Source organism: Enterobacter sp. T1-1 (assembly GCF_000710795.1).
GTDB lineage: Bacteria > Pseudomonadota > Gammaproteobacteria > Enterobacterales > Enterobacteriaceae > Enterobacter > Enterobacter cloacae.
In genome coordinates, this window is record NZ_JALW01000030.1 from 1 (window position 1) to 12,438 (window position 12,438).

At 52.1% G+C, this 12,438-nt stretch carries 11 protein-coding genes and 1 tRNA gene; 8 read left to right on the plus strand and 4 right to left on the minus strand.

Annotation, left to right across the window (positions count from 1 at the left end; translation table 11 throughout):
• Positions 1-178 precede the first annotated feature (178 nt).
• Entirely contained in the window at positions 179-982 is an 804-nt protein-coding gene (gene dkgB, locus AK59_RS0111900) for a 2,5-didehydrogluconate reductase DkgB (RefSeq protein WP_020686296.1), read from the plus strand.
• Positions 983-1,011: 29 nt separating this feature from the next.
• Here dkgB and yafC read toward each other — a convergent pair whose 3' ends face one another.
• Positions 1,012-1,917 (minus strand): DNA-binding transcriptional regulator YafC, encoded by a 906-nt coding sequence (yafC, locus tag AK59_RS0111905; RefSeq protein WP_013095682.1) that lies wholly within the window; start codon positions 1,915-1,917, stop codon positions 1,012-1,014.
• 104 nt (positions 1,918-2,021) lie between these two features.
• Between yafC and AK59_RS0111910 the strand changes: the two genes are divergently transcribed.
• The 3 genes from AK59_RS0111910 to AK59_RS0111920 all read left to right on the plus strand — a co-directional run bounded on the left by AK59_RS0111910 (position 2,022) and on the right by AK59_RS0111920 (position 4,982).
• Entirely contained in the window at positions 2,022-3,197 is a 1,176-nt protein-coding gene (locus AK59_RS0111910; protein WP_029882849.1) for an MFS transporter, read from the plus strand.
• Between the two features lie 137 nt (positions 3,198-3,334).
• Positions 3,335-4,132, plus strand: a complete 798-nt coding sequence (locus AK59_RS0111915; protein WP_013095684.1) for an endonuclease/exonuclease/phosphatase family protein — start codon at positions 3,335-3,337, stop codon at positions 4,130-4,132.
• Positions 4,133-4,208: 76 nt separating this feature from the next.
• On the plus strand, positions 4,209-4,982 hold the full coding sequence (locus AK59_RS0111920; RefSeq protein ID WP_029882851.1) for a class I SAM-dependent methyltransferase: 774 nt from the start codon (positions 4,209-4,211) through the stop codon (positions 4,980-4,982).
• 50 nt (positions 4,983-5,032) lie between these two features.
• Here AK59_RS0111920 and mltD read toward each other — a convergent pair whose 3' ends face one another.
• A complete protein-coding gene (mltD, locus tag AK59_RS0111925; protein WP_013095686.1) occupies positions 5,033-6,397 on the minus strand; it encodes a murein transglycosylase D in 1,365 nt (454 codons plus the stop codon).
• Positions 6,398-6,465: 68 nt separating this feature from the next.
• Positions 6,466-7,224, minus strand: coding sequence for a hydroxyacylglutathione hydrolase (gene gloB / locus AK59_RS0111930; protein ID WP_029882852.1), 759 nt, complete (start codon positions 7,222-7,224; stop codon positions 6,466-6,468).
• 32 nt (positions 7,225-7,256) lie between these two features.
• Here gloB and AK59_RS0111935 point away from each other — a divergent pair, with 32 nt between their 5' ends.
• Positions 7,257-7,973 (plus strand): class I SAM-dependent methyltransferase, encoded by a 717-nt coding sequence (locus tag AK59_RS0111935; RefSeq protein ID WP_029882853.1) that lies wholly within the window; start codon positions 7,257-7,259, stop codon positions 7,971-7,973.
• On the opposite strand, the gene rnhA is transcribed toward AK59_RS0111935, so the two are convergent.
• Complete coding sequence (rnhA, locus tag AK59_RS0111940) at positions 7,974-8,441, minus strand: ribonuclease HI (protein WP_013095689.1); 468 nt, start codon at positions 8,439-8,441, stop codon at positions 7,974-7,976.
• Positions 8,442-8,505: 64 nt separating this feature from the next.
• Here rnhA and dnaQ point away from each other — a divergent pair, with 64 nt between their 5' ends.
• From dnaQ to AK59_RS0111960, 3 genes are all read left to right on the plus strand, one after another.
• Positions 8,506-9,237 (plus strand): DNA polymerase III subunit epsilon, encoded by a 732-nt coding sequence (gene dnaQ, locus AK59_RS0111945; protein WP_013095690.1) that lies wholly within the window; start codon positions 8,506-8,508, stop codon positions 9,235-9,237.
• Between the two features lie 130 nt (positions 9,238-9,367).
• Positions 9,368-9,444, plus strand: a tRNA-Asp gene (locus tag AK59_RS0111950).
• Between the two features lie 478 nt (positions 9,445-9,922).
• Positions 9,923-12,438 (plus strand): Ig-like domain-containing protein (locus AK59_RS0111960; protein ID WP_029882854.1); only part of this gene is annotated, 2,516 nt, incomplete at its 3' end.

The following is a 12,438-nucleotide window of genomic DNA, read 5'->3' on the forward strand; positions in this document are numbered from 1 at the left end:
CCGTCCGTTCCGCCACTTATTAAAAGCCCTGAGTTAACGCTCAGGGCTTTTTTCTTATCTGCTTCCCAATTATTGCTAAATCAGCAAAAATCCTCTGCGTTTTACGACCTTTTTCAGCATAACGCCAGCAGCGATAATCTTCCTCAGTTGACGAATATTACGAATAACGAGGAATGACATGACTATCCCTGCATTAGGCCTGGGCACTTTCCGCCTGAAAGACGACGTTGTTATCGCATCGGTCAAAACCGCCCTTGAGCTTGGCTATCGCGCAATTGATACCGCGCAGATTTATGAAAATGAAGCTGCGGTTGGCCAGGCGATTGAAGAAAGCGGTGTACCGCGTAACGAACTGTTTATCACCACCAAAATCTGGATCGAGAACCTCAGTAAAGACAAGCTGATCCCAAGCCTGAAAGAGAGCCTGAAGAAGCTGCGTACTGACTATGTCGATCTGACCCTGATCCACTGGCCATCTCCGAATGATGCCGTTTCTGTAGAAGAATTTATGCAGGCGCTGCTGGAAGCGAAAGAGCAGGGCTTAACCCGTCAAATTGGTATTTCGAACTTCACCATTCCGTTGATGGAAAAAGCCATCGCTGCCGTTGGCGCAGAGAACATTGCCACCAACCAGATTGAGCTCTCCCCTTATCTGCAAAACCGCAACGTGGTGGCGTGGGCCAAACAGCACGGCATTCACATCACTTCTTACATGACGCTGGCATACGGTAAAGCGCTGAAAGATGAGGTCATTGCACGTATTGCAAATAAACATAACGCAACGGCTGCACAGGTGATCCTGGCCTGGGCGATGGGTGAAGGTTATGCCGTTATTCCATCTTCAACGAAGCGTGAAAACCTGGCCAGCAACCTGCTAGCTGTGGATCTCCAGCTGGATGAAGAAGACAAAAAAGCGATCGCTGCCCTGGAGTGCAACGATCGCCTGGTGAGCCCGGAAGGTTTAGCGCCAGACTGGGATTAATATTGACTTACCCTCTGTACGCTTAACCCTCACACAGCTCCTTCGGGAGCTGTTTTTATATGCTCGCTCAGAAAGTCGATAAAGGCACGGATACGCGTGCTCACCGCTCTGTCACTGTAGTAAACCGCACTGAAGGGCATCTCTACCGGCAGACGCTTGTCCGCCATTAACTCCACGAGATCACCGCGCGCAATTTCTTTATCAATCATGTAATCAGACAAACAGGCGATCCCGTTTCCTTCAAGACACAACTGCTTCAGCGTTTCCCCGCTGTTGGACGACAACCCGCAGGTGATCTCATGCAGCTGACCATCAGGGCAGGCGACAGGCCAGGTATTCAGTGATACCGGCTCGGTGAAACCCAGACATAGATGCTGCTTCAGCTCTTCAACGGTTTCAGGTTTGCCGTGTTCAGCGATGTATTGTGGTGAGGCGATGATTTTACGGTAGCTGGCAAACAGAGGACGCGCGCGCAGGCTTGAGTCCGTCAGGGTTCCCGCCCGGATCGCCACATCGACTTTACGTTCGATAAGATTGATAAAGGTCTCGGAGGAGACCAAAGAGAGCGTCATCTCCGGATAGCGTTCACGGAAAGGTTTAATCAGCGGCATCAGAAAGTGCAGAACTACCGGTGTGGCCGCATCAATACGCAATAGCCCACGCGGTGTGCTGCGCGTTTCCATGATCTCAGTCTCTGCTGCAGCCATCTCCTGTAAGACAGACTGCACCCGGCGGAAGTACCGTTCACCTTCTTCCGTCAGGCTCAACTGCCGCGTCGTGCGGTTGAGAAGACTCACCCCAAGCTTCATCTCAAGCTTTTTCACCGAGCGGCTTACAGCAGAGTTTGCCTGCCCTAACTGCTCTGCCGCGCGGCTAAAACTGCCACTTTCGACGACGGCGACAAAGATTGTCAGCTCTTCCGAGGTTGCTTTCATTGTTGCACCACCTGCAAAATTCTATTGAGATTTTGACCATTTTTGTTATTTAAACACTGGCGCATACTGCCTGTCATCTTAATCCTGATGATACGGAGTATTTTATGCCACTGGCGCTACTTGCCCTGACGATCAGTGCCTTTGCAATTGGCACGACCGAATTTGTTATCGTAGGACTGGTTCCTACCATCGCTAACCAGCTTGCTATCTCATTACCTTCAGCCGGGCTGTTGGTCTCCATCTATGCTTTGGGTGTCGCTGTCGGCGCGCCCGTCCTGACGGCATTAACCGGGCGATTCCCGCGTAAGCAACTGTTGGTCGCGCTGATGGTGCTCTTCACGGCCGGCAATATACTGGCCTGGCAGGCGCCGGACTACACGACGCTGGTCATTGCCCGCCTGCTGACTGGCCTTGCTCATGGGGTGTTCTTCTCGATTGGCTCCACCATTGCAACCAGCCTGGTACCCAAAGAGAAAGCCGCATCAGCCATTGCCATTATGTTTGGCGGATTGACCGTCGCACTGGTCACCGGCGTACCATTAGGGACGTTCATCGGGCAACATTTCGGCTGGCGTGAAACCTTCCTCGCCGTTTCTTTACTGGGCGTGATTGCATTGGTGGCCAGTCTGCTGCTGGTACCGTCGAATATTCCCGGCCGTACAAGTGCAAGACTGAGCGATCAGATTAAGGTGCTCACACATCCTCGTTTGCTGCTCATCTATGCCGTTACGGCGCTGGGCTACGGCGGCGTGTTCACGGCATTCACCTTCCTCGCTCCAATGATGCAGGATCTGGCCGGCTTCTCTCCTGCAGCGGTAAGCTGGATTTTACTGGGGTACGGTATCTCTGTGGCGATTGGCAACATCTGGGGAGGTAAGCTCGCGGATAAGCATGGTGCTGTACCAGCGCTTAAGTTTATCTTCGCGGCACTGGTGATTCTGCTGATGCTCTTCCAGTTCACGGCATCGATTCAGTACGCCGCGCTGGTAACGGTACTGGTCATGGGCATCTTTGCCTTTGGTAATGTACCCGGCCTGCAGGTCTACGTGGTACAAAAAGCCGAACGCTATACGCCAAATGCGGTGGATGTGGCTTCTGGTCTGAACATTGCCGCCTTCAACATTGGTATCGCGATCGGCTCTATCGTTGGCGGGCAGACGGTGGAGCACTTTGGATTAACCCAAACCCCGTGGATTGGTGCCGTTATTGTGCTCGTTGCCTTCCTGCTGATTGGTCTGAGCGGGCGCCTTGATAAACCCTCTCGCGTAGCGCTTGGTTAAACCTCAGTAAGTGCTTGCTTACAAAACTGGAAAGAGGTTTCTCAGTAATTGCGTTGAAAGTGTGACCTAAAATCCCTATAACATTAGAACCAGTCCGTTTTCCGGGCTGGTTCATGTTACAGAGGTTGTTTCCAAAAGTGCGAAAAAATACCTATGCCATGCGTTATGTTGCCGGAATGCCCGCGGAGAGGATCTTGCCTCCCGGGTCGTTTGCGAGCATCAGCCAGGCATTACCTGCCGGTACACCGTTAAGCAGCGATGAAAAAATTCGGGTGCTGGTATGGAATATCTTTAAACAGCAGCGCGCGGATTGGTTATCCGTCCTCAAGAACTTTGGTAAAGATGCCCATCTGGTTCTGCTGCAGGAGGCGCAAACCACGCCTGAGCTGGTAAGGTTTGCGACCACTAACTATCTCGCCGCCGACCAGGTGCCCGCATTTGTATTGCCGCAACATCCCTCTGGCGTGATGACCCTTTCTGCCGCGCATCCGGTTTACTGCTGCCCGCTGCGCGAACGCGAGCCTATCCTGCGACTGGCAAAATCGGCGCTGGTGACGGTCTACCCACTGCCTGACACGCGGCTACTGATGGTCGTGAACATCCATGCGGTAAACTTCAGTCTGGGCGTGGATGTGTATAGTAAGCAGTTACTTCCGATTGGTGACCAGATAGCCCATCACAGTGGGCCTATTATTATGGCCGGGGATTTCAATGCCTGGAGCCGTCCACGCATGAACGCGCTGTATCGCTTTGCGCGGGAGATGTCGCTGCGTGAAGTTCGTTTTAGTGATGACCAGCGCAAGAAAGCGTTCGGTCGTCCTCTCGATTTCGTTTTCTATCGTGGTTTGAGCGTGCATGATGCCTCTGTTCTGGTCACTCGCGCCTCCGATCACAACCCGCTACTAGTGGAATTCAGTCCCGGCAAACCTGATTAATATGGTGAGTCAGGTCTGCCGTGGGGCAGGCCGGTTGAGTGCTGCCCTTTACTTTAACCAACGCAAGGACAGTACAATGACAACAACACACTCTCATCACGACAACGTCGAAAAACAGTTTGGTTCCCAGGCAAGCGCCTATCTGACCAGCGCCGTACATGCTTCTGGCCGCGATCTGGTGCGTCTCGGCGAGCGTCTCTCGGCGTTTCCGCAGGCGACGGTGCTGGATTTAGGCTGCGGAGCAGGGCATGCCAGCTTTACAGCAGCGCAGCATGTGGCTCAGGTTACGGCGTATGATTTATCCAGCCAGATGCTGGAGGTAGTGGCGGAGGCGGCAAAAGCCAAAGGGCTCAACAATGTCGATACGCGCCAGGGCTATGCCGAATCCTTACCTTTCGAAGAGGCGTCGTTTGACGTTGTTATCAGCCGTTACTCCGCGCACCACTGGCACGATGTCGGCCAGGCATTACGGGAAGTCAAACGCGTGCTGAAGCCGGGTGGAATCGTCATCATTATGGACGTCATGTCTCCGGGTCACCCTGTACGGAACATCTGGCTGCAGACGGTTGAAGCGCTGCGTGACACCTCGCACGTGCAGGATTATTCCAGTGGGGAGTGGTTAACGTTTATCACTGAGGCCGGTTTAATTTCACGTTCACTGATAACCGATCGCTTACCGCTGGAATTTAGTTCGTGGATCGCCCGTATGCGCACCCCGGACGCGTTAAGCCAGGCCATACGGTTGTATCAGGACAGTGCTTCCTCAGAGGTGAAGGCCTACTTTGAATTGCAGGATGACGGTTCGTTTACCAGCGATACCATCATGGTTGAAGCGCAAAAAGCGAAGTAAAAAAAAAGCACCGAGGGGAATCGGTGCCTTTTTATCTTTGTATCGTGTAATCAGGAGTCTGGCGTGGCGCTGTTTTTCACAAACAGTGTCAGCTGGTCGCCTGGTTGCAGATTGTCAGTATCATTATTCCAGCGCATCACATCCTTAATGTTCACGCCGTGTCGTTTTGCGATACTGGACAGTGAATCGCCTTTACGCACGCGATAGGTAATGCTATCGCTGTTATTGGCGAGACGCTGTGCGCTGCTACCCGCACCCACCGTCAGTGTCTGACCCACTCTCAGGCCTGAGCTGCGCAGGTTATTCCACTGCTGCAGATCTTTTGCTGTCACGCCAAGACGTGATGCAATGCCCGAAAGCGTATCACCGCTACGAACCTTATAGCTGCGGCTGTTGACTGATGATGCATCCGCAATCAGCGTTGACTGAACGGCGGCAATTTCACCAGACGCTAAAGACTCACGTAACTGTTCAGCATGTTTCTGCGGAACCATTACATACTGTGGGCCACTCGCCCCCAGCGTTGAGCCTTTAACACCCGCGTTAAAGGTTTTCAGTTTACTTACCGACATACCCGTCATATCGGCAACCTGTTGAATATCAACCGGGTTGCTGAGGCGAACGCGCGCCAGTGCACGACTTTCGTCTGGTGTTGGCAGTTGTACACCGTAACGCTTGCTGTTTTTGAGAATATCACTCAATGCCAGCATCTTCGGTACGTAAATCTTCGTTTCCTGTGGCAGTGAGAGCGACCAAAAATCGGTGGATTTACCCCGTGCTTTATTCGCTTTCATTGCCTTCAGTACACGACCTTCGCCACTATTATACGCCGCAACCGTTAACAACCAGTCGCCGTCAAACATCTTGTTCAGACGTTGCATCATGTCGAGAGCGGCTGTCGTGGAAGCGACAACATCGCGACGCGCATCATAGTTACGGGTCTGTTTCAAACCGTAATTTCGCCCGGTGCTCGGAATGATCTGCCAAATACCTGCGGCATTGGCGCCAGACGTCGCGTGTGGGTCAAAAGCGCTCTCCACTATGGGTAGGAGTACCAGCTCCATAGGCATGTTACGTTTCTTAACTTGCCCGGCTATCCAGTACATATACGGCTCTGCCCGTAACGTTACATCGTGGAGATAGCTCTTATTTCTTAAATACTTCTGTTTCTGTTCGCGAATCCGGCTGTTTTCCGGAATTCCCATCTTTAGCTCGTCGCCAATAGAGGTCCACAAGTTTTGATCCTGCGCGAAAGATGTCCCATCGTCCAACCAACGCGCTGAGCTTGTAAACTTCCCTGCTTCCCCTTGACCAGCTGCAGAAAGGCTCTGTGCGTGCTGTTGTACGTTGCTGCCGTTCTGCGACTGGCAACCAACAAGCAGGACAGAGGCGAGTAAGATCGCTTTTGCCTTCATGTGTGTGTCAATAGTTGCTTAAAAGACGAGCGATGATAACGGCGAAATTTTGAAAAGGCAACCCGCAATTATCTGAAGTTATCTTTCTTTGACCTTAACCATGCAAATCGCTGTTCTGGTTGTTGCAATTTTGTTTCTTGGTTAATTTTATTAATTAAATCAATGTCATCTGTTCTAAGAAATAAATTAATTTTACGCTCGTTTTTCAGAATTACGGGTAGTGTTTTTTGGTTTTTTGCACGTAACTCCTTCACTTTCTGATAGTAATCCTGAATCGCACGATCCTCAGGTAAAATGCTGGCAGAAAACTTCATATTTCCTAATGTATACTCATGCGCGCAACAAATTACAGTATCGTCAGGCAGGGCATTAATTTTTTGTAAAGATTGGTACATCTGGGCTGGCGTGCCTTCAAACAGTCTTCCACAGCCGCCAGAAAACAGCGTATCGCCACAAAACAGATAAGGTTTGCTGTAGAAACACAGATGTCCCAAAGTGTGACCTGGTGTAGCAAATACGGAAAACTCCCACTCACGTATGAGGATATTTTTGCCTTCTTCGACTACTTGCGTGATTCCCTTATCTTGTGCCTCTGCCGGTCCGTAAACCACCAGATGCGGGAACCGGGCGCGCAGCTCAGGCACACCGCCGGTATGATCGTGGTGATGGTGGGTCAGGAGGATGGCTTCAGGCTGCCAGCCGTTCTCTTTTATTGCCTGCAGAACCGGGGCGGCCTCTCCGGGGTCGACAATGACGCATCGACGCGCGTCATCGACTAAAACCCAGATGTAATTGTCCTCAAAGGCAGGAATACTGATAAGATTCATACATTACCTCTTATAGCGTGGCGGGTGTTTTGATGAAACCGGCAAGGATACCTCAGACTGTCGCAGCACCGGAACGTTGGGCGGAATTGCCCTGGGGTGAATACTATCGCGAGGCGTTAGAACTACAGCTTAAGCCCTGGCTCGCGAAAATGTATGGCTTTCACCTGCTTAAGATTGGCAATCTCAGCGCGGAAATCAATACCGAAAGCTGCGCTATCTCACATCAGGTCCATGTCTCTCTCGGCGGATCGCCCGTTCAGGTGAAGGCAGACCCTTTACATCTGCCGTTTGCGGAAAAGTCGGTTGATGCGTGCCTGCTGGCGCATACGATACCCTGGTGCAGCGATCCTCATCGCATGCTGCGTGAAGCCGATCGCGTGCTGATAGATGACGGCTGGCTGGTGATAAGCGGGTTTAATCCGCTGAGCCTGATGGGGCTGCGCAAGCTGGTGCCCGTATTACGCCGCACTCCCCCTTATAACAGCCGGATGTTCACCATGATGCGCCAGCTGGACTGGCTTTCGCTGCTGAATTTTGAAGTGCTCAGCTACGGCGGATTTCAGGTACTGCCCTGGGCCAGAAAAGGGGGCGTTTTGCTGAGTACCCATTTGCCCGCATTAGGTTGCTTGCAGTTTATCGTTGCGCGTAAGCGAACCATTCCCCTGACGCTTAACCCGATGAAGCAGAGCAAAACCAAAACGCCGATCCGCCAGACCGTGGGGGCCACGCGGCAGTACAGAAAACCGTAATCAGGATTCAGGCTGATAGCCTGCGTCCTCATGTGCCGGGTTAGCGGCCGCCGTCCGCGCCAGTTCATCGCAGCGCTCGTTTTCCGGGTGGCCGGCATGGCCTTTTACCCATTCCCACTTAATATTATGCTGGCCCAGCGCCGCATCCAGTCGTTTCCAGAGATCGACATTCTTGACGGGCTTCTTATCTGCTGTCTTCCAGCCGCGCTTTTTCCAGTTGTGGATCCACTGGGTGATCCCCTGGCGCACGTACTGGCTGTCGGTACTGAGCACCACGTCACAATGTTCTTTTAAGGCTTCCAGCGCCACGATGGCCGCCATCAACTCCATGCGGTTGTTGGTGGTCAGGAAATACCCTTCACTAAAAGTTTTTTCGTGCTGACGATAGCGCATAATCGCGCCATAGCCGCCAGGCCCTGGGTTACCGAGACAAGATCCATCGGTGAAAATTTCTACCTGTTTACGCATCTCTGGTAGACTTCCTGTATTTGAAACGTTCAGTTAAACGATAAGTCTGACATAAATGACCGCTATGAGCACTGCAATTACTCGCCAGATTGTTCTTGATACCGAAACCACCGGTATGAACCAGATCGGCGCGCACTACGAAGGGCACAAGATCATTGAGATCGGTGCTGTTGAAGTGGTGAACCGTCGTCTGACGGGGAACAACTTCCACGTCTATCTCAAACCCGATCGGCTGGTGGATCCCGAAGCGTTCGGCGTTCATGGTATTGCCGATGAGTTCTTGCTGGATAAACCGACCTTCGCGGAGGTGGCGGACGAATTTCTGGACTACATCAAAGGCGCAGAGCTCGTCATTCACAACGCCTCGTTCGATATCGGCTTTATGGACTACGAGTTTAGTAAACTCCAGCGCGATATCCCCAAAACGAACACCTTCTGTAAGGTCACTGACAGCCTGGCGCTGGCCAGGAAGATGTTCCCCGGCAAGCGTAACAGCCTCGATGCGCTCTGTTCACGTTATGAAATAGACAACACCAAGCGAACGCTGCACGGGGCATTGCTCGATGCCCAGATCCTGGCGGATGTCTATCTGGCGATGACCGGCGGTCAAACGTCAATGAAGTTCAGCATGGAGAATGAATCTCAGCAGACGCAGGGCGAAGCGGGAATTCAGCGTGTTGTTCGCCAGGCCAGCCGCTTGCGGGTTGTTTTAGCGAGTGATGAAGAGCTTCTCAACCACGAATCTCGTCTGGATCTGGTCCAGAAGAAGGGCGGAAGCTGTATGTGGCGTGCGTAAGGCATGCCAGAATGCCTGTAAAATCACCGTTCGGGTGATTTTTGCAGCAAACGATTCAAAACGTGAGAAAAAGCGTTGACGAGTTCAGAGGCAAACCGTAATATGCGCCTCGTTCCCAAGGGAACACAGCGGAGCGGTAGTTCAGTCGGTTAGAATACCTGCCTGTCACGCAGGGGGTCGCGGGTTCGAGTCCCGTCCGTTCCGCCACTATTCAGGCCCACGTTATTTATAACGTGGGCCTTTTTCATTTCTGCGTTTCCTCAATCCTGAATTTCTCTCGTCTACCCGGCCCGTTGCTGTCGTCACGCGGTGAATGGCTGAGTTCCTGTTTAATTTATTTTTAATTAAAAATCTCATTCTGTTATTTTTATTAAAATAATCAATTTGATTTATTATTCTTTTCGTGTAAGTTCTTAACCGTTAATTATTCTTTTCCTCCTCCTTCCTTGTTCTTTCATTAATAGCTGTTTGATGTCAACTATTCCTAATGCGGCGTAGAGCGTTGCGTGGTTTTTTCCTACCCATATAAAGAGGTCAGACATGATAGTTTTAAGCATCATGTCGATGAACCCTGTGGACATGAATTATCTCAGAAAGGTTTCAACGTAAGGTAGTTCAGGGTGTATCAACAAAAAAGTTTATATATCCACAATTTAGTGAGTGAAATTCACCAAGGACTGTAAGTATGACGGACAATAAAGTCATTTTAGCGGTCAATAACGGAGACGGAAAAACTCGGTTGTTGACCGCAGATGCAGGCCGGACGGTTAAGGTAAAACTTATCCCCGGCAATAAATATTTATTGAAGAATATTAACGACGACTTCGCTCCAGAAAATATTACGCTGCAGCGCGTAGACAAGGCGCTGCACATTATCCAGGAAGGCGATACACAGCCAAGCATAATTATTGAAGATTACTTCAATGGTGATCCTAACAACCCGGTGCTGATGGGCATGGCGGAAGATGGATTACTCTACGCCTATGTTCCTCTGTCGGGCGAAAGCTACGACACCGGCTATCTGCTTGCTGACGGCAACATGTCTCCTGTGGCGTTAGGCGGAGAACCGTTAGGCGCGGGTGGGCCTCTTCTGACGGCACCGGATGACGACAACGACATGCTGTTTGGCATGCTGGGATGGTTTGCACTTGCGGCGGCGGGTGTAGGGGCTGCTTTCGCGCTGTCTGAGATGGACAAGGACGACGGCGATAACCACTCCACGCCTGATAAGCCGAGCATTGGCACTACGATGGATGATGAAGGCTCAATCAAAGGCCCGTTAAAATCAGGTGATACGACCGATGACTCAACGCCGACGCTGACCGGTAAAGGTAAGCCTGGTGACACCATCCATATCTACGATAACGACAAAGAGATCGGCTCCGTTATCGTTGATGATGAAGGCGAGTGGAGCTATACGCCTGATAAGCCACTGGGCGAAGGCGAGCACGAGCTGACCGTCGTGGAAAAAGATCCTGACGGCAACGCGAGTCCTCCATCAGACCCGATTGTCATCGTTGTTGATACGGTTGCGCCAAAAGCGCCGACGATTGAACACATCATGGACAAAGTGGGTAAAACCACCGGTGAAATTCATGATGATGCTTACACCGACGATCCTCAACCGGAAATGAGCGGCACCGGTGAAGCTGGCGCAACGATCGCGATTTACGATAACGGTAAAAAGATCGGCGAAACCACCGTTAACGAGGATGGTCGTTGGTATTTCAAACCTTCCGAAAACCTCACTGACGGTAGCCACAGCATCACGGTCAGCCAGACGGATAAAGCGGGTAACGTCAGCGAACCGTCTGATGAGCGTGATTTTATTGTATTGACTGAACCTCCGGGAAAAGCAGAAACGCCTGAGGTGATTGACAATACCGGTCCGGTAACCGGTCCGCTCAAACCGGGCGATGTGACGGATGACAGTCAGCCTTCTTTCAGTGGAGAGGGAACACCGGGTAATACCATCATTATCAAAGACAATGATAAAGAGATCGGCTCGGTTATCGTCGACGACGAAGGTAAATGGTCATTTACACCTAAGGATGAACTTGCCGAGGGTGAACATAATGTCGTGGTCGTTGAGGAAGATCCGCTCGGCAATGAAGGCGATCCTTCCGATCCGATTCAGATTATTGTGGATACCACGCCGCCAGCCAAACCGGATATGGCCGATGCCCTGGATAATACCGGGCCGATTACGGGCCAGCTGAAAGGCGGTGACGTCACGGATGAAACCCGTCCGGTATTCAGCGGTAAAGGCGAACCGGGCGACACCGTGACCATTTATGATGGTGACGAGGTGCTTGGCACAACCGTTATTGACGATAAAGGCAACTGGACGCTGAAACCAGAGAAACCGCTGGGTGAAGGCGATCACAGCATCACCGTTACGCAGACGGATAAGGCGGGCAATACCAGCGACCCCTCGGAAGCGCTGGAGTTTGAAGTTGACACTACCGCGCCTGATGCTTCAGCAAATGTTCTGAATATTACCGCCGTTGCGGATGACGTAGGCGATCGTCAGGGCAATGTAGCCAGCGGTGACATCACCGATGACAGCAAACCGCTCATCAGTGGTATCGGTGAAGCCGGGAACACCGTCTTTGTCTACACCACCGACTCTTCCGGCAAACACCTGATTGGTACAGCGGTGGTAGGCAGTGATGGCACCTGGAGCCTGACACCAGAAACCCCACTGACGGAAGGCCTGAACAAGCTGACCCTGGAGACGCAGGACCCGGCGGGCAACCGCGTTGCCGGTGAAGCGCCGTCTTACGACATCAATCTGCTGATCCCGGTGAGTACTGCACCGTCCATCAACAGCGTTGTGGACAACGCCGAGCCGCACGTCGGTCCAATGCAGAAAGGTGAATCCACCAACGACACCACCCCAACCCTGAGCGGCAGCGCTGCACCGGGCGACATTGTGTCTATCCTCGACAACGGGAAAGTGATTGGCACCGTCACGGCGGACAGCAACGGGAAGTGGGCGTTCACCCCGGATACCGCGCTGGCGGATGGCAAGCACACCTTCACCGTCACTGCGACTGACGCAGCGGGCAACGCGCGCACCAGCGGCAGCTTCCCGATCGTGATTGACACTGCGGCACCGTCTCCGGCAGAAAATATCGTTATTAATGATAACGTGGGCGACAAGCAGGGGCCGGTAGGTCCAGGCGACACCACCGACGA

What these genes read in the sequence shown, in the direction of transcription:
- dkgB (WP_020686296.1), top strand. Translation starts at nt 179, where the DNA reads ATGACTATCCCTGCATTAGGCCTGGGCACTTTCCGCCTGAAAGACGAC.
- yafC (WP_013095682.1), bottom strand. Translation starts at nt 1,917, where the DNA reads ATGAAAGCAACCTCGGAAGAGCTGACAATCTTTGTCGCCGTCGTCGAA.
- AK59_RS0111910 (WP_029882849.1), top strand. Translation starts at nt 2,022, where the DNA reads ATGCCACTGGCGCTACTTGCCCTGACGATCAGTGCCTTTGCAATTGGC.
- AK59_RS0111920 (WP_029882851.1), top strand. Translation starts at nt 4,209, where the DNA reads ATGACAACAACACACTCTCATCACGACAACGTCGAAAAACAGTTTGGT.
- mltD (WP_013095686.1), bottom strand. Translation starts at nt 6,397, where the DNA reads ATGAAGGCAAAAGCGATCTTACTCGCCTCTGTCCTGCTTGTTGGTTGC.
- gloB (WP_029882852.1), bottom strand. Translation starts at nt 7,224, where the DNA reads ATGAATCTTATCAGTATTCCTGCCTTTGAGGACAATTACATCTGGGTT.
- AK59_RS0111935 (WP_029882853.1), top strand. Translation starts at nt 7,257, where the DNA reads ATGAAACCGGCAAGGATACCTCAGACTGTCGCAGCACCGGAACGTTGG.
- rnhA (WP_013095689.1), bottom strand. Translation starts at nt 8,441, where the DNA reads ATGCGTAAACAGGTAGAAATTTTCACCGATGGATCTTGTCTCGGTAAC.
- dnaQ (WP_013095690.1), top strand. Translation starts at nt 8,506, where the DNA reads ATGAGCACTGCAATTACTCGCCAGATTGTTCTTGATACCGAAACCACC.